15 protein-coding genes and 1 tRNA gene are annotated in these 21,142 nt (G+C 41.9%); 5 read left to right on the top strand and 11 right to left on the bottom strand.

What is annotated here, in order from left to right; genetic code table 11:
- Window positions 1–144: 144 nt before the first annotated feature.
- Window positions 145–1,014: a glutathione-dependent disulfide-bond oxidoreductase gene (gene yghU, locus AAEY99_RS18405; protein WP_101087069.1), complete on the top strand. Its 870-nt coding sequence runs from the start codon at window positions 145–147 to the stop codon at window positions 1,012–1,014.
- Window positions 1,015–1,186: 172 nt separating this feature from the next.
- On the opposite strand, the gene AAEY99_RS18400 is transcribed toward yghU, so the two are convergent.
- A complete protein-coding gene (locus AAEY99_RS18400; RefSeq protein WP_335692002.1) occupies window positions 1,187–3,202 on the bottom strand; it encodes an oxidoreductase in 2,016 nt (671 codons plus the stop codon).
- A 163-nt stretch (window positions 3,203–3,365) separates the two neighbouring features.
- Here AAEY99_RS18400 and sppA point away from each other — a divergent pair, with 163 nt between their 5' ends.
- Both sppA and ansA read left to right on the top strand, forming a co-directional pair.
- Entirely contained in the window at window positions 3,366–5,210 is a 1,845-nt protein-coding gene (gene sppA, locus AAEY99_RS18395; RefSeq protein ID WP_351011521.1) for a signal peptide peptidase SppA, read from the top strand.
- Window positions 5,211–5,341: 131 nt separating this feature from the next.
- Window positions 5,342–6,355: an asparaginase gene (ansA, locus tag AAEY99_RS18390; RefSeq protein WP_101087066.1), complete on the top strand. Its 1,014-nt coding sequence runs from the start codon at window positions 5,342–5,344 to the stop codon at window positions 6,353–6,355.
- Between the two features lie 136 nt (window positions 6,356–6,491).
- Here the strand turns inward: ansA and AAEY99_RS18385 are convergent, their stop codons facing one another.
- The 5 genes from AAEY99_RS18385 to AAEY99_RS18365 all read right to left on the bottom strand — a co-directional run bounded on the left by AAEY99_RS18385 (window position 6,492) and on the right by AAEY99_RS18365 (window position 10,985).
- Entirely contained in the window at window positions 6,492–6,773 is a 282-nt protein-coding gene (locus AAEY99_RS18385; RefSeq protein WP_101087065.1) for a YeaC family protein, read from the bottom strand.
- Window positions 6,770–7,087, bottom strand: a complete 318-nt coding sequence (locus AAEY99_RS18380) for a zinc ribbon domain-containing protein (RefSeq protein WP_162023230.1) — start codon at window positions 7,085–7,087, stop codon at window positions 6,770–6,772. Before AAEY99_RS18380 ends, AAEY99_RS18385 begins: the two co-directional genes overlap by 4 nt.
- A gap of 56 nt (window positions 7,088–7,143) precedes the next feature.
- Window positions 7,144–8,268, bottom strand: a complete 1,125-nt coding sequence (locus AAEY99_RS18375; protein WP_162023231.1) for a M14 family metallopeptidase — start codon at window positions 8,266–8,268, stop codon at window positions 7,144–7,146.
- A gap of 106 nt (window positions 8,269–8,374) precedes the next feature.
- A complete protein-coding gene (locus AAEY99_RS18370) occupies window positions 8,375–9,037 on the bottom strand; it encodes a response regulator transcription factor (RefSeq protein WP_351011519.1) in 663 nt (220 codons plus the stop codon).
- Between the two features lie 157 nt (window positions 9,038–9,194).
- On the bottom strand, window positions 9,195–10,985 hold the full coding sequence (locus AAEY99_RS18365) for a DUF885 domain-containing protein (RefSeq protein ID WP_351011517.1): 1,791 nt from the start codon (window positions 10,983–10,985) through the stop codon (window positions 9,195–9,197).
- Window positions 10,986–11,337: 352 nt separating this feature from the next.
- Here AAEY99_RS18365 and yegS point away from each other — a divergent pair, with 352 nt between their 5' ends.
- On the top strand, window positions 11,338–12,267 hold the full coding sequence (yegS, locus tag AAEY99_RS18360) for a lipid kinase YegS (RefSeq protein WP_351011515.1): 930 nt from the start codon (window positions 11,338–11,340) through the stop codon (window positions 12,265–12,267).
- 53 nt (window positions 12,268–12,320) lie between these two features.
- On the opposite strand, the gene AAEY99_RS18355 is transcribed toward yegS, so the two are convergent.
- The 5 genes from AAEY99_RS18355 to AAEY99_RS18335 all read right to left on the bottom strand — a co-directional run bounded on the left by AAEY99_RS18355 (window position 12,321) and on the right by AAEY99_RS18335 (window position 19,466).
- Entirely contained in the window at window positions 12,321–13,640 is a 1,320-nt protein-coding gene (locus AAEY99_RS18355; RefSeq protein ID WP_351011513.1) for a DEAD/DEAH box helicase, read from the bottom strand.
- A 183-nt stretch (window positions 13,641–13,823) separates the two neighbouring features.
- Window positions 13,824–13,913: transfer RNA gene (locus AAEY99_RS18350), tRNA-Ser, on the bottom strand.
- A 231-nt stretch (window positions 13,914–14,144) separates the two neighbouring features.
- On the bottom strand, window positions 14,145–14,768 hold the full coding sequence (locus AAEY99_RS18345; protein ID WP_194956085.1) for a YchE family NAAT transporter: 624 nt from the start codon (window positions 14,766–14,768) through the stop codon (window positions 14,145–14,147).
- An 862-nt stretch (window positions 14,769–15,630) separates the two neighbouring features.
- Complete coding sequence (locus AAEY99_RS18340) at window positions 15,631–17,691, bottom strand: dipeptidyl-peptidase 5 (protein WP_502959513.1); 2,061 nt, start codon at window positions 17,689–17,691, stop codon at window positions 15,631–15,633.
- Between the two features lie 197 nt (window positions 17,692–17,888).
- A complete protein-coding gene (locus AAEY99_RS18335; RefSeq protein ID WP_101087056.1) occupies window positions 17,889–19,466 on the bottom strand; it encodes a fumarate hydratase in 1,578 nt (525 codons plus the stop codon).
- Between the two features lie 138 nt (window positions 19,467–19,604).
- Between AAEY99_RS18335 and pabB the strand changes: the two genes are divergently transcribed.
- Entirely contained in the window at window positions 19,605–21,050 is a 1,446-nt protein-coding gene (pabB, locus tag AAEY99_RS18330; protein WP_351011509.1) for an aminodeoxychorismate synthase component I, read from the top strand.
- The last annotated feature ends 92 nt before the right edge of the window (window positions 21,051–21,142 follow it).

Raw genomic sequence — 21,142 nt, 5'->3', positions numbered from 1 at the left:
GCGCTGTGGCGTTAAATCCAGAGCAACATAAAGAAGCTGCTTAACAATTTAGGCGACAACTGTCTTGAAAAACGCCGTAACCACATTGTGCTAAGCGCATTATCAATTTACTTAACCTGCTAACAGGTTGTACAAGGATATTTTATGACTAACCAATATACCCCGCCTAAAGTGTGGCAAAATAATAACAATGGCGCTAATAAGTGGGCGAACATTAATAGCCCTGAGTCAGGTGCAAGATTTGATAAAGTGCTGCCTGTCGGAGAGCATGCTTTGCAACTCTACTCTCTTGGCACACCAAACGGGCAAAAAGTAACTATCATGTTAGAAGAGCTACTGGCCTTAGGCATTAAAGAAGCTGAATATGATGCTTATCTGATTAACATCGGGGAAAAGGATCAATTCTCGTCAGGGTTCGTTGCCGTTAATCCAAACTCAAAAATTCCTGCTTTATTGGATAAATCAGCTAATGAAGACGAAAACGTGTTTGAATCTGCTTCAATTTTGGTTCATCTAGCAGAGAAGTTTAACCAATTCCTCCCTAAAGATGGCAAAGCCAGAACGCAAACATTTAACTGGTTGTTCTGGGCCCAAGGTTCAGCGCCATTCCTCGGTGGCGGCTTCGGTCACTTCTATGCTTATGCCGATGAAAAGCAGGAATATCCAATTAATCGCTTTGCTATGGAAGTTAAACGCCAGTTAGATGTGCTAGATAAACAACTGGCAAAAAACACCTTTATTGCTGGTGAAGAATATAGCATTGCAGATATTGCTATTTGGCCTTGGTATGGCAACTTAGTCTTGGGCAATTTATATGAGGCTGCCGAATTCCTAGAAGTAGAGACTTATACCAATGTTGTTCGTTGGGCTAAATTGCTTGAAACTCGTGAAGGGGTCCAACGTGGTCGTATCATCAATCGCTCTTGGGGCGAAGAATGGGAACAAGTTCCTGAGCGTCATTGCGCTGAAGATATTGATAAGGTTCTAAAACTGCGTCCTAGCACAGTAAAATAACTTAGTCGTCAACGTTTGGCGCTATTGTTTCACTGACTTATTTTGTTGCCATACTAAAAAGCCTTCTGCATTACAGAAGGCTTTTTTTGTTTCCGTATTTCAGTTCGAAACAACGACAGTTCGAAACAACGCAAATTGTGGACGTTATTTCACACTAGAAACTCTGTGACAATTAAATACTCATCGCGAGTTCTGCACCTTGGCGAATAGCGCGTTTGGCATCTAATTCAGCCGCCACATCTACCCCACCAATTAAATGTACAGGTAATCCTGTGGCTTTCATTTCATCAACCAAACTGCGATTCGACATTTGTCCGGCACACAACACCACATTATCTACAGCAAGAATTTCAGATTGTTCACCTATTTTAATGTGAAGGCCTTGTTCATCAAACTTTTCGTAGCTTACGCCGGTTTTCATATGCACTTGATGTTGCTTCAACACGCTGCGATGGATCCAGCCAGTAGTTTTACCTAAACCTTTGCCCATTTTGGTGGTTTTACGTTGCAGTAAATACACTTCACGACCAGGAATATGTTCGGCTTCTTCAGTTAACCCGCCAGCATTCTGATAGGTTTTATCAATGCCCCACTGTTTTAACCATTTATCGGGTTGCAAAGTGCTCGATTCTAATTCGCATAAGAAATGCGCCATATCAAAACCAATACCGCCAGCACCAATTAATGCTACCGTTTTACCCATTTCAACTTGGCCCGTTAATACTTGTTGGTAATCGACCACTTTAGGATTATCAAAACCCGGTAAATCCAACGCTCGTGGTACCACACCAGCGGCGATGACCACTTCATCAAATTTCTCATTGGCCAGCACTGCCGCATCCAATTTAGTGTTTAGACGCAGTTCAACGTTATGCAGTTTAATTTGGTTAATGAAATATCGAATAGTTTCACTAAACTCTTCTTTACCCGGGATTTTACGCGCTAAATTAAACTGACCACCGACTTCAGACTTGGCTTCAAACAATACCACTTCATGTCCACGAGACGCTGCGTATACCGAGAACGCCATTCCCGCAGGACCGGCGCCCATAACAGCGATACGTTTTTTACTGGTTGTTGGGGTAAAATTAATTTCGGTTTCATAACAAGCACGAGGATTAACTAAACAGGTTGCCCGCTTCATCGCAAAAGTATGGTCCAAACAAGCTTGATTACAACCAATGCAGGTATTAATCAACTCTGGGGTATTAGCTGCCGCTTTATTCACAAACTCTGCATCTGCTAAAAATGGCCGAGCCATCGATACCATATCAGCTTGACCTGATGCAATAATCGCCTCGCCAATTTCTGGGGTATTAATTCGGTTGGTGGCAATTAACGGAATCTTGACTTCTTTTTTGAGTTTTTCTGTTACCCAAGAAAAAGCACCACGCGGTACACTGGTCGAAATCGTCGGTACACGTGCTTCATGCCAACCAATACCGGTATTAATAATACTCACACCGGCTTGTTCAAGCGATTTTGCCAGCTGAACCACTTCATCCCACGTTGAGCCATTGTCGACTAAGTCGAGCATCGACAAACGGAACACAATAATAAAGTCACTGCCTACTTTCTGACGAATAGCGTTAACGATTTCAATCGGAAACTTAACCCGATTGTCATAACTGCCGCCCCATTCATCGGTGCGTTTATTGGTGCGCGAACTGATAAATTGGTTGATCAAATAGCCTTCAGAGCCCATGACTTCAACGCCATCATAACCGGCTCTTTTCGCCAATGCCGCGCTGGTAGCATAATCTTTAATTGTCGAACGCACTTGACGAGCAGACATCGCTGAAGGGGTAAACGGGGTAATTGGCGATTTTACTTTGCTCGGCGCTAAGCTAAAAGGATGATAGCTATAACGGCCCGCATGCAAGATTTGCATACAGATTTTACCGCCCGCGTCATGCACAGCATCGGTCACTATTTTATGTTTACCCACTTGCCAAGAAAAGCTTAATTGGCAGGCATGTGGCGCTAAACGGCCACGTAAATTAGGTGCGATACCGCCAGTAACGATTAACCCCACGCCACCTTGAGCACGCTCTTTATAAAAAGCTGCCAGTTTCTCAAATCCGCCTTTTTCTTCTTCTAACCCCGTGTGCATTGAGCCCATCAACACGCGGTTTTTCAGCTGTGTAAAGCCGAGATCTAAAGGTTCTAATAAGTGTGGAAACGACATTCAAACATCCTTTTTAAACAAGTGATTTAAACCAGCATACCCCGACAGTAAAGTTTGCTCAATCATTTAAACGCTCGTTTGTTAAAAACCTTTACAATTGAATTTCACATTTTTATTGATTTTCAGTTAGGATGACTACATTAGACTGATAAAGGAGTGGCAAATGTCCGCTAAACCCTCGTTTTTAAAAAGGATGTTTTTACTGTTATGGAATACAGTAAACGGTATCCGTAAGTTCATCATCAACGTTATATTTTTTGGTTTGTTGGCTGTCATCGCTGTAGTACTTCTCAACAGCGAAGATGAAATTGTCGTCGAAGATCAATCAGCATTAGTGCTGAACTTGTCTGGGAGCATAGTGGACCAAAAACATTATGTAGACCCAATAGAAATGGCATTTAGCCAAGGGCAAGCTAATGATCCAGAAGGTGAAATTCTATTAGCCGATGTACTTTATACTATTAATAATGCGACTCAAGACGCCCGCATTAACAGTATAGTACTGGACTTAGCGGATCTTCGTGATGCCGGTATTAGTAAAATGACCGCTATAGGTGAAGCATTAACCCAATTTAAAGCCGCCAATAAGTCAGTTATCGCTATGGCCAATGGTTATGATCAAAACCAATATTTTTTAGCCAGCTTTGCAGACAAAATATACCTTAATAATCAAGGTATGGTAGCGCTTGATGGCTTAAGCCGTTATCGCTTATATTACAAAGCTGCACTCGAAAAACTCAAAATTACCACTCACGTATTTCGAGTGGGTACCTTTAAATCAGCTGTAGAGCCCTTTATTCGCGACGATATGTCTGATGCCGATAAAGTCGCCAGTAAAGTATTGTTAAACGATATTTGGCAAAGTTATTCAACTATTGTGGCCAGTAACCGTCAAATAGCCCCAGATCAATTAGTGTTAACTCCAGATGAATTCCTTGCTCAGCTTGATAAAGCTGAAGGTGACAGTGCTCAAATGGCTGTCAACATGAAATGGGTTGACGAACTGGTTTCGGCTGATGCGTTCCGTGTCGCGATGATTGAACGTGTTGGCAGTGATAAAGAAGGTAAAAACTTTAAGCAAATTAGCTTTAATGATTACCGAGCGTTAACCGCACCTATGCCTAGCTTTGTTGAAAAAGACGCAGTGGCCGTTATCGTTGCTAAAGGCACGATTCTTAACGGTAAACAACCTGCTGGACAAATTGGCGGTGAAAGTACCTCTGCATTGCTAATGAAAGCACGCTTTGACGATAAGGTGAAAGCCGTCGTGCTTCGCGTTGATAGCCCTGGTGGTAGTGCATTTGCGTCAGAACAAATTCGTCAAGAAGTGTTAGCCCTAAAAGCAGCAGGTAAGCCTGTGGTTGTTAGCATGGGTAGTCTTGCTGCATCTGGCGGATATTGGATATCAGCCAGTGCCGACTATATTGTTGCAACACCAACAACCCTAACGGGTTCTATCGGTATATTCGGTATGTTTGCTACGTTTGAGCAAGCACTGAATCATTTTGGTGTGACCTCTGATGGTGTCGCAACATCTGATTGGGCCGGATTATCGCCTGCACGCGAATTAAATCCGCAAGTGGCTGCTGTTGTACAACGCCATATTGAACGTGGTTATCATGAGTTTATTTCTCTGGTAGCAAAAGAACGTCATATGACACTAGAGCAAGTTGACAACATTGCTCAAGGCCGAGTATGGACTGGTAAACGCGCATTAACCTTAGGTCTAGTTGATGAACTAGGTGATATGGATGTGGCCTTAGCCAAAGCAGCTGATTTAGCTAAAATGGACAAGTTCGACGTTAAATTGATTGAACAAGAGCTTAGCGCTGAACAACAACTGATGCAGCAAATCATGGGTGCGACTGCCGCTTATGTTCCAGACAGTGTTCGTCAAACCAGTTTCATTGAGCGCTTTGTTAAGCAGTGGGCTGGCGCATTTGAAACATTGTCGATGTTTGATGACCCTAATCATGTCTATATGTATTGCGAAAACTGTAATTACTAATTAATTATACGACCTCAATATGAATATTCTTCAAAAAAAGCCTGCTTAGCAGGCTTTTTTATTGGGGATCGACAAATAAACTCGTATAATTTCCACAATCTGCAATCGCTGTTAAAGAAGAGCCTACATACATGACAAAACGTTCCATTTACGTTGCCTATACTGGCGGTACCATCGGGATGCAAAAGACCGATAATGGTTTTGTGCCAGTATCTGGGTTCTTAACCGATTGTGTTCAGTCAATGCCTGAGTTTTATCATGAAGAAATGCCTGAATTCGTTATTCATGAATACAGCCCATTAATTGACTCATCCAATATGGCACCGCCGGATTGGCAATTGATTGCTAATGATATTCAAGCCAACTATGAAAAGTATGACGGTTTCGTTATTTTGCATGGTACAGACACCATGGCTTATACCGCATCTGCATTGTCATTTATGCTGCAAGGTCTATCAAAACCTGTCATTGTTACTGGTTCACAAATTCCGTTAGCTCAATTACGTTCAGACGGTCAAACCAACTTGCTCAATTCGCTGTATATTGCAGCCAACTACCCCGTTGCAGAAGTCTGTTTATTTTTTAATAACAAACTGTTTCGTGGTAACCGCTCAACCAAAGCCCATGCTGACGGATTCGATGCGTTTGCATCGCCTAATTTTCCTATGTTGCTCGAGGCAGGCATTAAAATAAACCTTAAAGCAGGGAAAATAACCAAACCAACAGGTGAGCCTTTAGAAGTGGTGACAATTAGTCCACAACCTGTTGGTGTGGTGACACTTTATCCAGGGATCTCCACTGACATTTTTAATAATATTTTACAGCAACCGGTAAAAGCACTGATTTTATTGACCTTTGGCGTGGGGAATGCACCACAAGATAAGAAGCTACTTGATACACTTAAACAAGCCGATGAACGCGGTATTATATTGGTTAATTTGACCCAATGTTTCCAGGGTAAGGTCAATATGCGCGGTTATGCTACAGGTAATGCTTTAGCACAAGCTGGGGTAATAAGTGGTGCTGATATGACCATTGAAGCGGCGTTAGCCAAATTGCATTATTTGTTGTCTATTGGATTAACGTCGGCGCAAATTAAGCAACGTATGCAGCAAAACCTTGTTGGTGAACTGACAACGGACTAGTTTAGGTTATTGATACTGTTACGGGGTTATTGTATTAACAGATAACAGCTAAATAAAAATGCGAGCTAATGAGCTCGCATTTTTTGATGTTATAATATCCATTATCTGATAACAAATATTATTTATTATCAGATAATTACAAATCAGCTTCTTTAAACTCGGCGATGGGCTCACCTTTAAACTGTTTTTTCAGCTCTGATTTAGACAGCTCATTAATGTTACCACCGGCTGCGATGGTAAAATGTTCGGTTTGCTGCAGCTTACGTGCTTGATACAACATCACTACTTGCAAAGTCGATTCACGCTGTGGCTGAGTTAATACTGTACCATCATCCCACTTACCTAACTCAGACGCAGACAATAAGCGCAGGTATACTTCTTCAGGCATTTCATCAATGACTTTATTGATATCGTTCATACTGATTTCCGTTTATGTAACACTATTCTGACTCGGGTAACAAGATAACCCGTAAAACCAATAACAAAACTTGCGATCGCGATATAAGAAGTTAACCCCTGTGCAGGCTCTCCTCCCCAAAACCACACCACAACTCCTGCGATAAATAATGTCAAAAAAATAAAGCTTTGAGTCATTAAGCTATTTGAACGCTCAATGTGACTGATAATCTTTAATGACTCAGTATTACCACTCAAATCGGTTTTACAATGCTCACATTGCTTAGCCAGACTTGAAATTCGCTTTTGACATTTAGGACATGCAACTAAGGCCATAATTCATTCTACCTGCTTGATTATCTGAAGATAAAAATTACCGCGTACTGTCGCGATTATAAATTATCAACCACCGCTAACATCGCAACTAAAGACGCTTCACCTAAATATACGCAACGCTCTGGAGACCAGCCCACAAATGGATCGGCTAAATTGGCATTGTCTTTAAATGGCATTTCTAAGGTGTTCGATAAACAACTGAACGTATTAGCAACCCAATTAGAACCTACCGTTAAATTAGCTTTACCTGGCTCATCTTTATCGTAACCAAACTCTGTTTGGAAATCCGCACTGGCAATGGTCAATGCACTGAGAAATTGCTGCTGTAATTGAGCCATCTTATCGTTGTAGCTTGGCACCCCTTCACAACCGGCAAGGAACACATAAGGCAGGCCTTCATCGCCGTGCACATCGTAAAATAAATCAACACCAGTTTGATGCATTTTATTAACGACATAATACACTTCAGGGCTTTTCTCTAAGCTCGGTGTTTGCCATTCACGATTTAAGTTAGTACCAACAGCATTAGTCCGTAAATGGCCGCGTGCGCTGCCATCAGGATTCATGTTTGGCACAATATAAAAATTGGCTTTGTCTAATAAGGCTTTAGATGTTGGACAATCACTATCAAGCAATTGATTTAACAAACCTTCAACTAGCCATTCAGCCATCGTTTCACCCGGATGTTGACGCGCAGTAATCCAAATATTCTTTTTATCTGGGTTAGCATCACCAATTTTTAGTAAGGTCATGTCGCGACCATCAAGGGTTAACCCAAGGTGCTCAAGACTCACAGCAGGATGTAATTGCACTTCACTGATCAAATCTAAATGACGTTCGTAGCTGTACGGTGCAAAATAAGCAATTTGAATGGCTTCACAATCTAGCTCAGCCTGGATGGTTAATTTTCCGTCGACATACTGAGTCGGTAATCTGAACCACGATTGGCGGTCATAACTGGCCACTGCTTGATAATCGTCCCAGCCAGCTGGATAAGAGGCACTACCTGCATTGAGGATGTTAAGGGTATATGTCTGGCCGACTTCCCCTTCTAAACGGAAATTAAACCATTGATAAAACTCACCACCAAAATCGGGACGAATGGCGAGTTGTATATCGTCATGTTTGTCTAGGTTAATGACGTCAATATTGCCGCCGTCAAAGTTTGCTGTAATCCGCATTAGATTATCCTTTATGTGCTTGCGCTTATTTTGGGCTTAATAACGATTGGTATCAGCCTTATTTTATGCGCCATAGCTTATCAAATGCGGCAATAGGTGTGAACCATTAAAAGCTAAAGCTGTAACCTTGACCGCGAACGGTATTAATCAATTCGCGTGGTAAATTGCGTTTAACTAATTTACGGCGTGTATTACTGATATGCATGTCTAAATTACGGTCAAAACGTCCAAGTTCCTTATGCAATACCCGTAGTTGCAGCTCTTCTTTGGTGACAACTTCACCTTGTCTATCAAATAAATATTTAAATAACCGATATTCCGTTTGGGTCAACACTAGCGACTTTTCTGCAAAACTAATGGTATAGCAGGTATCATCAAAGCCAATATAGTCATTAACCGCCTCATTAATTGGTGCTTGGGTGCGTCGATGGAGTACATTAAGACGTAACTGCAATTCGCGGATATTAATCGGTCGAGTGAGATAATCGTCGGCGCCTAACTCTAGCGCATTAATGCGCTCCAGTTCGCTGTTACTTTCTGCTAATACAATAATAGGCGTTCGGGTTTGTCGTGCAACGAGCAGCCAAAATGACTCCATTTTGGGAACCGAAAAATCTAATAATATGGCTTCAAGCTGCTCAGTTTCCATTTGGATCAACGCATCAAAGGCATTATTAACCCGATGAACACTGTAGCCCTGCTCATTTAGCTGTCGAGTTACGTCACTTTTATCGGAAAGGGTATGTTCAATGAATAGGATATTCTTCATGCTCAGCTACTTAATGATAACGATTACCATTAAGATTATCATACTGATTTAGCCAAAACCAGATTTAATCGACCCTGTAGCCCTTTTCATTAACAAAAAGGCCTGAAACTTCAGGCCTTGAGACATTTGTCACAATAATGAATGAGACATCATTGGTCTATTTATCTGTCATCAACTGTTTAATAAATTTAACCGGCGCACTACCGTAACTTAAAAACTGTTCATGAAACTGCTTTAAATCAAAGTTTTCACCCTGCTTAGCTTTAAGTTGTTCGCGGAAATCATAGATCTCACGATAGCCAGCGTAATAGCTAGTCAGTTGCACTTGACTTAAGGTCGCTCGACGCCACTTTCCTTCAGCTTCAGCGCGTTGTTGGAATGCTTCATTCTCGAGCAAGTCAATCACCTCTTGCTCACCCATTCCGTTAACCTGAATGCTGTAATCTAAAATAGTGTTACAAATGACCCGTAAATTCCATTTGTAATACATCAACCACATTTCAGGTTCAAAATTACCATAACCTTCTTCCAGCATCATACGCTCGGTATACACTGCCCAACCTTCAATCATGGCACCGTTACCAAATAAGCTTTTCACTAAACTAGGAGATTGGTTAGAAAAGACTAATTGTGTGTAATGTCCTGGGATAGCCTCATGAATATTCAGTACCTGTAAAATCCAGTGATTGTATTCACGTAAATAGCTTTCGGCTGACTCATCACTCATGTCATCGAGGGGCGAAACGTTGTAGTAAGTATTACCGCCTTTGTCATAAGGCCCTGGTGCACTGATAGAAGCACCCGCAAAACCGCGCATGTATTCAGGGGTTTCACGCACAATTAACGGTTTGTTAGGATCAAGAGTCACCAGTTGTTTATCATTGACAAATTTAATCAGTTCTGGAATTTGCTTACGCACTTCAGCAACAAAGTTTTCTCGTTTAACATGTTTGGTTGATAACACATCAATTAACTGCCGAATAGCTTGTCTCTCATCGTCTGGTTTTGGGGTATCGATATACTTTGACCAAATGGTATCGGTAATCTTAGCCATTTCTTGCTGAACATGATTTTTATCCGCTACGGCTTTGTCGTATAACTGTTTAGCGGTCATACCAGACTGAATATCGAAGGCGAATTTTTCTTCGTATAAGGTTTCACCAATACGGAAATCGCGGCCTCCATTTTCGGTTAGCTTAGTTTCAAGCGCGGTTAACCACTCAATGTGCTGTTTAATTGCTGCAGTTGCTGCATCAAAACGCTCAGCAAATAACGCTTTCTGCTCTGCGCTTAAGCCTGAATCAGTGACTTGCTGGGCTAACTCGGCAGACAATACTGAAAATGCGCCTTGATTTTGCATAATCGCTAATTGGGTATGCTCAAGTGTCGGCTCACTAATATTTTGTCGCGCGGCTTCATAATAAGCGGGCACATTTTCAAGACGTGCAATAACAGAGCCTAAGCGCTCATCTAACGGGGCAAAGTCTTCATTGATGATTTGCGCAAAACCACCGGCAACATTGTAATTAGATGGATCCCATTGCCAACCTTTAAAGCGTGTAATTTCCCATTGCATTGACTCAACTAAATTACTCAGTAATTTATAATCAATTAACTCGTTAGCAGATAATAACTGCGGATCGAATTGGGCTAGTGCCGCTTGCTGTTGCTTAACAAATTGCAGCGTTTTGTCGCGGCTAGCTTGATTAGGGATATCTAAATAGCCATCATTAACATGTTTGCCACTGTACAGAGCCCACGTTGGTGATAATGCCCACAGCTCATCAATAAACTGTTGTGAATATTTGTTAAAGGTTAATTCTGTCACGGTTGTAGTTGTGCTAGCCTCTGCAGTAACGGTCTTGGTTTGTGGACTTGGCTTAACCGAGTCATCGCCACAGCCGACCATGGCAAAAGTAACCGCCAAAGCAAGTAAAGATTTTTTCATGAGTTATCCCTTACATTGTTATTATTTTTTAGTGTGTTTACACTTATTTTTTATCGGTATCGCTTTCGCGAGTATAGATTTTGGCTGCCTATATATTTTGTGCTTAAATAATTTTTGGAACTTAACTATTTTGGAAACTTAACGGTTTTTGGAACGTATACTTTTTCTACATAGTGATGAGTAAAAAATCATCTTTAGACAATTATAATTAGTTAATCATGTTCGTCACGGTTTTGCAGCATGCAGACACCTTTTGTGACATAAAAATAGTGAATCGATCAACTACTTGTAGCCTAGAAACCGATTTTTAGTTACATAGCCGTGTCCATAATAATCAACAGAGGTCTTAACGATGCCTTCAACACATATCCGACTACTGCTTAATGGTAAAAAAGCCGCCAATGTCGACATCAGACAATCGGTTATCGCTTTACGTGAAAAAGGCCATACTGTTGATGTGCGGGTCTCTTGGGAAAGTGCCGATATGTTGCGTTTTATGACGGAAGCAATAGCCGATAATGTCGGCAGAGTGGTTATTGGTGGCGGTGATGGCTCACTTAATGAGGCTGTTAATGCCCTGATGCAACTGCCACAACAGGATCATATGCTCGAAATAGCCGTGCTGCCATTAGGCACGGCAAATGATTTCGCCACTGCGTGTGGCATTAGCAATAATATTCACTCCACTTTGGAACTGGCGATTCATGGTGACAGCTACCCTATTGATATCATCAGAGCCAACAATAATTATTTTATTAATGCGGCAGTCGCCGGTTTTGGCGCGCAAGTGACTGCAGAAACCCCAACAGAGTTAAAAGATTTTCTGGGCGGCGGGGCTTATACCTTAATAGGATTGGCAAAAGCATTAGGCTTTAAGCCTTATCAAGGCAGTATTACCACCGATAAAGGCACGCTCGATGGCGATATTCTGGTAGGCGCCATTTGCAATAATAAGCAAGCTGGCGGCGGACAAATGCTGGCGCCCAATGCGTTAATTGATGATGGCTTGATGGATATCACCCTGCTGAAGTCATTTTCAACCTTTGATATCCCGGTGGTGATAGATGAAATACAAGCCATGAGTCATGAAGCCAGGTTTTGTTATCATTTTCAAACCCGTTGGCTAGAAATTGATTTCCCTATCAAGTTACCGCTTAATTTAGATGGCGAACCCTATCCAACAGAGCAAATGCGTTTTGAAGTACTCCCAAAAGCCATTCAGTTTGTGTTACCGCCAGACTGTCCATGCCTTGAGAAATCCACACAAAAAAGCGGAAAGTAAATTCCGCTTTAATCGCCGATACAACAACTGAGTTAATCGTTTATCTAATCAGTTTAGATATTCCAGGGATTAGGTTTATTACCTTTCGACGAGGCTGGCGCTTTAGCTGTTTTGGTTTTTCTAAAGTCAGCTGAAGCCGTTTTCGATTTGCCTAAACTCAGCGTAGGTCGGTCTGTCGCTGAGGTTGATTTATGCTGACGATTTTTTGGGATAAAATTCAACACCGAAATAGGAATAGGCTTAGATGGTTCAAAACCGACTATTTCTTTGCGTTCAATTAAATGCCCCAAACGACTTTCAATCATACACAGGTTTTTAAAGTCATCATTGGACACAAAAGAAATAGCGACACCAGCAGCACCCGCACGACCGGTTCGACCAATACGATGAATGTAGTCATCGGCCGGATAAGGCAAGTCATAATTGATTACACGAGATAAATCGTCAATATCAATACCACGCGCCGCAATACCGGTAGCTACTAGGTATTTAATGTTACCCGATTTAAAATCAGCTAAAATTTGTTCACGCACCGGCTGGCTGCGGCCACTGTGAATACACTCAGCAGCAATATCACGCTTTTCAAGCTGACTGACTAATTTAGCGGCACCTTGCTTAGTTTCGATAAAGATTAGCGCTTGATTCCACTCTTCGGTTTTAATTAAATGACTTAATAAAGCTGATTTTTTATCTTTATCAACCGTCGTTAACCACTGCTCGATTTTCGGTGCTGAATCGCGATCAGCAATCACCGAAATTTCCACAGGACGCTTAATGGCCGTTTTCGCTAACGCACGCACTTGGTTTGATAATGTCGCGGAAAACAATAAACTCTGACGTTCAGAAGGTAATTTATCGATGATTTTATTAATATCTTCGATAAAGCCCATGTCGAGCATTCTATCGGCTTCATCAAGCACCAACACTTCAACTTTATCAAAGTGCACAGCACGTTGGGTATATAAGTCGAGTAAACGTCCTGGTGTCGCCACCAAAATATCCACACCATCAATTAAGGCTTGTTTTTGCGGCTTCTCATCAACCCCACCATAAATGGCGATAGAGGTTAACGATAAATGCTTGGCGTACTGCACTACGTTGGCGTGAACTTGCACTGCGAGTTCGCGAGTTGGGGTTAAAATCAACGCTCGAATACGTTTTGCACGCTGGGTTTCAGTGTCGGCTAAGCGTTCTAATATTGGTAATACAAAGCTTGCGGTTTTACCGGTGCCCGTTTGCGCCGCGGCAAGCAGGTTCTTACCCTTTAAAATAACCGGAATAGTCTGTTGTTGAATCGGTGTCGGCTGACTGTATCCCACTTCATGTAGGGCATTGACAATCGTGTCGCGTAATCCAAGTGTCGAAAAAGGCATGAAAGTGGGTCTCAGTAGTAAAACAAGAATAAAGCATTATAGAGGCTACGCATAACAAGCGCTAACACCTCGTTAATATAAAGTCATACTAGACCACGGCGAGACGAAGCATCAGCCAAATTGTCAGTATTGTATTAAAACACAAATGAAAAAAGACGTCCGAAGACGTCTTTTTTCATAATATGGCGGTGAGCGAGAGATTCGAACTCTCGTTAGGGATAAACCTAAACACACTTTCCAGGCGTGCGCCTTCAGCCACTCAGCCAGCTCACCAATTTGTGACTGACTTTTTATCCATACTATTAAAAGACATCAGATAAAAAGGCAGTACTTAATATTTAATTCTATTGAGTGGGATAATTACCTCTCAACAATACAAAACCACTTAATACTAACCGCGGCAGTGCTAATCGAGGCGTACTTTACGCAAATGATGATAGCGGGTCAAGCTAAAAATCCCCACTATCAAGCGTTTGCACAAATGCACAGCAACTAGCAAGCTAACTAACCTATTAAGGTAGGGAAAAGTCCTTTAACACCCGCGGCGATCACTTCAATGCCTAAAGACAACATCAGTAGACCCATTAGACGAGTAATAACGTTAATGCCAGTTTTACCTAATAGTTTAAACAGCATTGGCGCCATACGAAATAAACCCCAACTAACAAGACCTAAGATAATAATGGTTAAAAACATACCAATGTAGTTGGTTATTTGGTGATGCTCCGCCGCAAACACAATCACCGCACTAATGGCACCAGGACCAGCCATTAATGGCAAAGCTAAAGGGACAACTGCAACAGACTCCATGCCTGAAGACTCACGGTCTTCTTCTTGGTTGCGTTTCACTTCACTGATTTTACCTTGTAGCATCGACATGGCAATAATACAAATCAAGCTACCACCGGCAATACGAAAAGCCGATAATGAAATACTGAACATACTAAGAATGTAATGCCCTGCTATTGCCGTCACCAATAAAATGACCACTACGGCAAAGTTTGCCACCCGGTTGGTATGTCTACGCTCAACTTCAGTTTGATGGCTGGTTAAACTAACAAAAACAGGTAATAACCCTACTGGGTTAATAATGGCTAATAGTCCTAGAAAGAACTTGATATAAAGCATGAAATCCACTTGGTATAACCCTCTTGATATTACCTGTATTGAAGCTCGATTCTGAGGGCGCTAATGTAGCTGAAACATTGCCATTCCCCAAATGAAATTTTTTATATTTGATAGACCGTTTTACAATACAAAAACTAATGCTACGTTTATTATTTGTGTTTTTACATCACAATGACAGTTAACGTAAACACGCACTTTTAGTTATTTTATTTCACTATACAGTTCTAATTAGCATCAATATGATGATTTAACCTACAACATAACTTAAAATATTGTTTGTCTGTGGTTAACCTACATATTATTCAACAAAATAAGAATAGCCTTATGATGAAAAATACTAACGATAGCGGAGTTTTTATTTCTCCTAAAAGTATACATTTAGCCGGTCAGTTTATTTTGACAGTATATAAGTGTATTTTTTAGGTAAACAGTATAGATATCGATTCCAGCATCACCTTGACTAATGAATAACTCATTGCCTCTGGTAAAACTGCGATTGGCTTGACCCACAATATCTGAAGCTACAATAGCTTAGGCACAAAAAAGAGATGTTGCCAGTGGCAACATCTCTTTTAATTAACTCTGAAAGTAACTCTGCTGTGAAGATTAGGCCATTATTTCAATACTGACCTGCGTAAACCCTCTACAGAGAAACTACACACTATTTAACCTGAACTCGGGATAAGAGACAAATATATGATTATAAAGATCATAGTCATATACGTTAACAACTCTCAAACTTGTCATTTGTTTTACTAACAAGGCGAATTGACGCGTCAATAGCGGGTCTATTGCAAGTTAATTCAACAACGTTAGCAAGGCAAAGAGCTGTTTGAGAGACGTTTGTTATCCCAATTTCAGGTTATTTAGCTGTCCAACGATCCATCCAGCCTAGTACATTCTTGTACCATAGCTGTAGGTTATCTTGATTTAAGATCCAGTGATTCTCATCTGGAAATACCAATAGCTCTGAAGGAATACCTTTACGCTGCATAAAGGTAAATGCAGCAAGACCTTGGCCATAAGGTACACGGTAGTCTTTTTCACCATGGATGACGAGCATCGGCGTTTTCCAGTTTTCAACATAGTTTACTGGGTTAAACTTTTCATATAGCTCTTTGTTTTGATCGTATGGGCCACCGAATTCATATTCAGGGAACCATAATTCTTCTGTAACGTAATACATAGAACGCATATCAAACAAACCAGCATGGTCGACTAAACACTTGAAGCCATCGTTCCATTTACCTTGGAACCAGTTCATCATATAGCCACCGTAAGAACCGCCCAGTGCACATGCATTGTTAGCATCTAACCAAGGTTGCTGCGCGGTAACTGCTGCCATGCCTTTTTTAAGATCTTCAAGCGGTTTTCCGCCCCAATCCTTGCCAATAGAGTCGGTAAACGCTTGACCATATCCAGTAGAACCATGGAAGTCGACCATCACTACGCCATAGCCTGCACCCGCCCATAACTGAGCATTCCAGCGGCTACTGAAACTGTTACCAAATGAGCCTTGTGGGCCACCGTGTACCAGGTAAGCTATTGGGTATTTTTTACCTTCTTCATAGTTAACAGGTTTGATCCAATAACCATGAACAGTTTCGTCATTCCAACCTTTAAAGTTGAACTGTTCAAAATCACCAAACTTAATGTCAGCTAATTTTTCACTGTTGACGTTAGTTAGCTGTTTAAGTTGTTCACCTTCAAGTGACACACTGAATAAATCGCCAGGTTCAACTAATGATGACTTCTGGAAAATAAGACGATTACTGGTCACAGCCACTAGGCTGTTGCTGCCTTGGTTGTAAATAGGACGCACATCACCAAACTGAGTGTTCACTTCAAAAATGGTCACTTGCCCAAGATCTTGTGCTGTCACATACAAAGTACGACCATCGGCACTAAAATTTAATGAACTCGCACTGCGATCCCACAATGGTGCGACTTCTTTTTCTTGGCCTGTAACATTGTCACGTAACATAATGCGGGAGCGATCAGCTTCGTAACCCGCCTTGGTCATGGCTAAATAAGCAAGATAACGGCCATCGGCAGAGAACGTTGGCTGGGCATCCCATGCTTGGTTATCTGGGGTTAAGTTAACCGTTTCACCGCCAGCTACAGGCACTTGCCATAAATCGTAGTTAGTAGTCCAAGCTTGATCGCGGCTCGGCGCTTTCGCGCTATAAACAACGTACTTACCGTCTGCAGTAAAGGTGACTTCTTCCATACCAGAAAATGGCTTAGGCGGTGTTTCAGTGTCACGGCCCGCTGTCACGTTTGTCGCGGTGGTAATTTTGTTGCCATTAAGCGAGGCGACAAACAAATGATTACGTGCATGATCTTCCCAAGTGTCCCAATGACGTACCATCAACTGCTTGTATTGACGCCCGGTGCTTTTACGTTCAGCTTCGGCAGTAAACTTGTCTTTTGAACACGCTAAGTCTTTACACTCTGGAAATACCCGCAGCGTCATAACAACTTGCTTACCGTCGTTAGACAATTTGTAGCCATTGATATCTAACGGTAAATCAGTAACCGCGATAGCTTCTCCGCCATCAAGGGCCAATTGATACAATTGACTGGTGCCGGAGCGCGTGGCGAGGAAATAAATCGATTTTCCATCGGGCGAGAAGCTGACATCGTGTTCAGTACCGGCTGCCGAGGTAAGTTGCTTTGGCTTAGCATTTTTCTCGTTCAAATCGAGAAGATAAAGTTCGGAGTTGCCCTCGCCTTTATCATCAACCACTTTTACGCCGTACACCATGGTTTTACCATCATTTGATACGGCCGCTGAATGCAACTTATTTAAGTTAACCAGTTGCTGAACATTAAAAGCTGCGGGCTCTGCCGCAGACACTGATGTTGCCATGCCAGCAGCAACCAGTGCGAATAATACAGAAGACTTTTTCATTGTTATCATGTCTCAGTTGTTTAAATAAAACGTATTACGTTTAGGCCACAAATACAGCCAATATCAAACGTAATCATAAAATGTATATTGCAGACTAACCAAAGCAAAACGCTCAGGCAACAAGCCTTTTGTAAAAAGCTGTAAACCCGAGCGTTTAATCACATTGACACTTATCGCTTATGTGTAAGCACAATGTTATCGATGGCTTACTTATTAGCTTTACTGTTAGCGATATTAATTTTCCAAATCGCTGGGCCAGTTTCGTGCGCATTAACACCATTGGTATCAACCGCCACGGTTACAGGCATGTCTTGCACATCAAATTCGTAAATCGCTTCCATGCCTAAATCTTCAAATGCGACAACACGTGATTTCTTAATCGCTTTCGACACTAGGTATGCCGCGCCGCCAACAGCCATTAAATACACTGCTTTGTGCTTTTTAATTGAAGCAACTGTTTCAGGACCACGCTCAGACTTACCAATCATGCCCATTAGGCCTGTTTGGTCTAACATCATGTCAGTGAACTTATCCATACGGGTTGCCGTTGTTGGGCCTGCAGGGCCAACCACTTCATCACCGACTGGATCGACTGGGCCAACGTAATAAATAAACTTACCGGTAAAATCGACACCTGCTGGTAAACCTTCACCAGATTCAAGCAACATTTGAATCCGTTTATGAGCTGCATCGCGGCCAGTCAGCATTTTACCGTTGAGTAATAAGGTATCACCACTCTTCCAAGTTTCGATTTCAGCTTGAGTGACCGTATCTAAATTGACACGGTGAGTGTTTTCTCCCGCTTCACGAGTAATTTCAGGCCAATCAGACAAAGATGGTGGTACTAAATCGACTGGACCAGTGCCATCTAAATGAAAATGCACATGGCGCGTTGCTGCGCAGTTAGGGATCATCACTACTGGTTTAGACGCTGCATGAGTCGGTACAGATTTAATTTTAACATCTAATACTGTAGTGAGTCCGCCCAACCCTTGAGCGCCTATGCCTAAATTATTTGCGCGTTCAAAAATGTCTAAACGAAGCTTTTCTTCTGTGGTCTCTGCACCACGAGCCATCAACTCATGAATATCAACAGGGTCCATTAATGATTCTTTGGCCAGAACGGCCGCTTTCTCAGCAGTACCACCGATACCTATGCCTAACATACCCGGTGGACACCAGCCCGCGCCCATTGTTGGTAATGTTTTTTCTACCCAAGCGGCGATATCGTCTGACGGATTAAGCATGGCCATTTTGGATTTATTTTCCGACCCACCACCTTTAGCGGCAATCATCACTTCTATTTGATTACCAGCAACCATGTCAATATGAACCACTGATGGTGTGTTGTCTTTGGTATTTTTACGCGCACCGGCAGGGTCTGACACTATTGATGCACGTAATGGATTATCTGGATTGGTATAAGCACGACGTACACCTTCATCGACCATTTCTTGAACTGTCATGTCAGTTTTATCCCACTGAACAGACATACCAATTTTAACAAAGGTGGTGACAATTCCAGTGTCTTGGCATAAAGGCCGTTTGCCTTCGGCTGACATACGGGAGTTAATCAGAATTTGGGCAATGGCGTCTTTCGCGGCAGCGCTTTCTTCACGCTCGTAAGCTTTGGTCATTGCATCAACAAAGTCTTTGGGATGGTAATACGAGATGTATTGCAGAGAATCAGCAATACTTTCAATAAAGTCAGCTTGTTTAATCACGACAGCTTGACTAGATATAGGTGAATGAGTTGTAGAGTGAGATGTGGTATTCGTCGACATATGGGGTGCTCCAGCAGCCATTGCGGCCTAACATGGTTATCGTTTTTATTAGAATCGATTTAATATTAACTATTAAGACCAATATGATACTCTTTCCATCCTTTTTGGGCTACATCACATTTTAGATAAGGGTTATCGATGTCTGCGCGGGCAAAAAACGCACTCTTCATGCAAAAACTGGACTGGAAAATAGACACAAAGCAACTATTTTCACTGGTAAGCCACCAGCCATGGGCGATATTACTCGACTCAGCCAATGCTCCGCACCAAGATGCCAAATTCGACATCATCGGCTTTAATCCTATTGCAACGTTAACCAGCAGCGATGGCATCAGTCGATTTAGTGCCAAAGACTCGGCCATCAAAGCACTCAATATTAAAATAGATCGCCACGCCAACCCCTTTAACACATTAGCTGAACTGCAAGCGCGGTTATATCCTTCAGCGCAAGACAGCCAACATCCATTTAGTGTCGGAGCCCTGGGCGCATTTGGCTATGACCTGGGCCGGAATATTGAAAAGCTGCCACAAATTGCCATTAAAGATATTCATCTTGATGATATGAATATTGGTTTTTATGATTTTTCACTCGTCTACAGTTACGTTGATAAATCCTGGTATGCTTACCATTATGATGGATCTGACACGTTAAAAGTTGAGTTGAATTTAATTGAATCTAAAATACAAAAATCAGCCAGTAACGCGATAACATCAAGGCCTTTCAGATTAACTACGGCTTGGAGTAATCAGATAGACAGTCAGCAGTATCAACATAAATTTGCTCAAGTGCAGCAGTATTTATTGAGTGGTGATTGTTATCAAATCAATTTAACCCAACGATTTGAAGCTCAATATCAAGGAGATGAATGGCAAGCTTATTGTGCTTTATCCTTTGCAAACCAAGCGCCTTTTTCGGCATTTATGCGAGTTGATAACCACTGCATGTTATCTATCTCACCAGAACGTTTTATTAAACTTAACGATCAATATATCGAAACTAAACCCATTAAAGGCACCATGCCGCGCCATCATGATCCCATCTTGGATCAACAAGCCGCTAGCGCATTAATCACTTCCGAGAAAGACCGTGCCGAAAATGTGATGATTGTAGACCTACTCAGAAACGATATCGGTAAAGTCGCCGCCCCAGGCTCGGTTAAAGTGCCGACGTTATTCGCCATTGAAAGCTTTCCTGCGGTGCATCATTTAGTCAGTACGGTGACTGCCACACTTGCACCACACAAAACAGCATTCGATTTACTTAACGCCGCCTTTCCAGGTGGGTCAATTACCGGTGCGCCAAAAATCCGCGCAATGGAAATCATTGAAGAATTAGAACCGTCCAGACGTAACCTTTATTGCGGCAGCATCGGCTATATAAGCCAAAATGGAAACATGGACACCAGTATTACTATTCGTACTTTGGTCACTGAAAATAATCACATTTACTGCTGGGCAGGTGGTGGTATTGTTGCCGACTCCAATGGCGCTGCGGAGTATCAAGAAAGCTTTGATAAAGTCAGTAAAATATTACCTTTGTTGGCGAATCTAAATCAGCAACAAACAACTGTCGACAATCATTAATATACTGACGCTTCCCACTGGAGTGGATGATTGCGAGTAGATGATTGCGTGTAAAGAATAGTCGTTAGTAAGATTGTCACCAGCAGAATGGC

Source organism: Shewanella sp. S1-58-MNA-CIBAN-0166 (genome assembly GCF_040310085.1).
Taxonomy (GTDB): Bacteria; Pseudomonadota; Gammaproteobacteria; order Enterobacterales; family Shewanellaceae; genus Shewanella.
The sequence above is the reverse complement of the archived record's forward strand: the minus strand, read 5'-3'. Positions and strand labels throughout refer to the sequence as shown.

What these genes read in the sequence shown, in the direction of transcription:
- yghU (WP_101087069.1), top strand. Translation starts at nt 145, where the DNA reads ATGACTAACCAATATACCCCGCCTAAAGTGTGGCAAAATAATAACAAT.
- AAEY99_RS18400 (WP_335692002.1), bottom strand. Translation starts at nt 3,202, where the DNA reads ATGTCGTTTCCACACTTATTAGAACCTTTAGATCTCGGCTTTACACAG.
- sppA (WP_351011521.1), top strand. Translation starts at nt 3,366, where the DNA reads ATGTCCGCTAAACCCTCGTTTTTAAAAAGGATGTTTTTACTGTTATGG.
- ansA (WP_101087066.1), top strand. Translation starts at nt 5,342, where the DNA reads ATGACAAAACGTTCCATTTACGTTGCCTATACTGGCGGTACCATCGGG.
- AAEY99_RS18385 (WP_101087065.1), bottom strand. Translation starts at nt 6,773, where the DNA reads ATGAACGATATCAATAAAGTCATTGATGAAATGCCTGAAGAAGTATAC.
- AAEY99_RS18380 (WP_162023230.1), bottom strand. Translation starts at nt 7,087, where the DNA reads ATGGCCTTAGTTGCATGTCCTAAATGTCAAAAGCGAATTTCAAGTCTG.
- AAEY99_RS18375 (WP_162023231.1), bottom strand. Translation starts at nt 8,268, where the DNA reads ATGCGGATTACAGCAAACTTTGACGGCGGCAATATTGACGTCATTAAC.
- AAEY99_RS18370 (WP_351011519.1), bottom strand. Translation starts at nt 9,037, where the DNA reads ATGAAGAATATCCTATTCATTGAACATACCCTTTCCGATAAAAGTGAC.
- AAEY99_RS18365 (WP_351011517.1), bottom strand. Translation starts at nt 10,985, where the DNA reads ATGAAAAAATCTTTACTTGCTTTGGCGGTTACTTTTGCCATGGTCGGC.
- yegS (WP_351011515.1), top strand. Translation starts at nt 11,338, where the DNA reads ATGCCTTCAACACATATCCGACTACTGCTTAATGGTAAAAAAGCCGCC.
- AAEY99_RS18355 (WP_351011513.1), bottom strand. Translation starts at nt 13,640, where the DNA reads ATGCCTTTTTCGACACTTGGATTACGCGACACGATTGTCAATGCCCTA.
- AAEY99_RS18345 (WP_194956085.1), bottom strand. Translation starts at nt 14,768, where the DNA reads ATGCTTTATATCAAGTTCTTTCTAGGACTATTAGCCATTATTAACCCA.
- AAEY99_RS18340 (WP_502959513.1), bottom strand. Translation starts at nt 17,691, where the DNA reads ATGATAACAATGAAAAAGTCTTCTGTATTATTCGCACTGGTTGCTGCT.
- AAEY99_RS18335 (WP_101087056.1), bottom strand. Translation starts at nt 19,466, where the DNA reads ATGTCGACGAATACCACATCTCACTCTACAACTCATTCACCTATATCT.
- pabB (WP_351011509.1), top strand. Translation starts at nt 19,605, where the DNA reads ATGTCTGCGCGGGCAAAAAACGCACTCTTCATGCAAAAACTGGACTGG.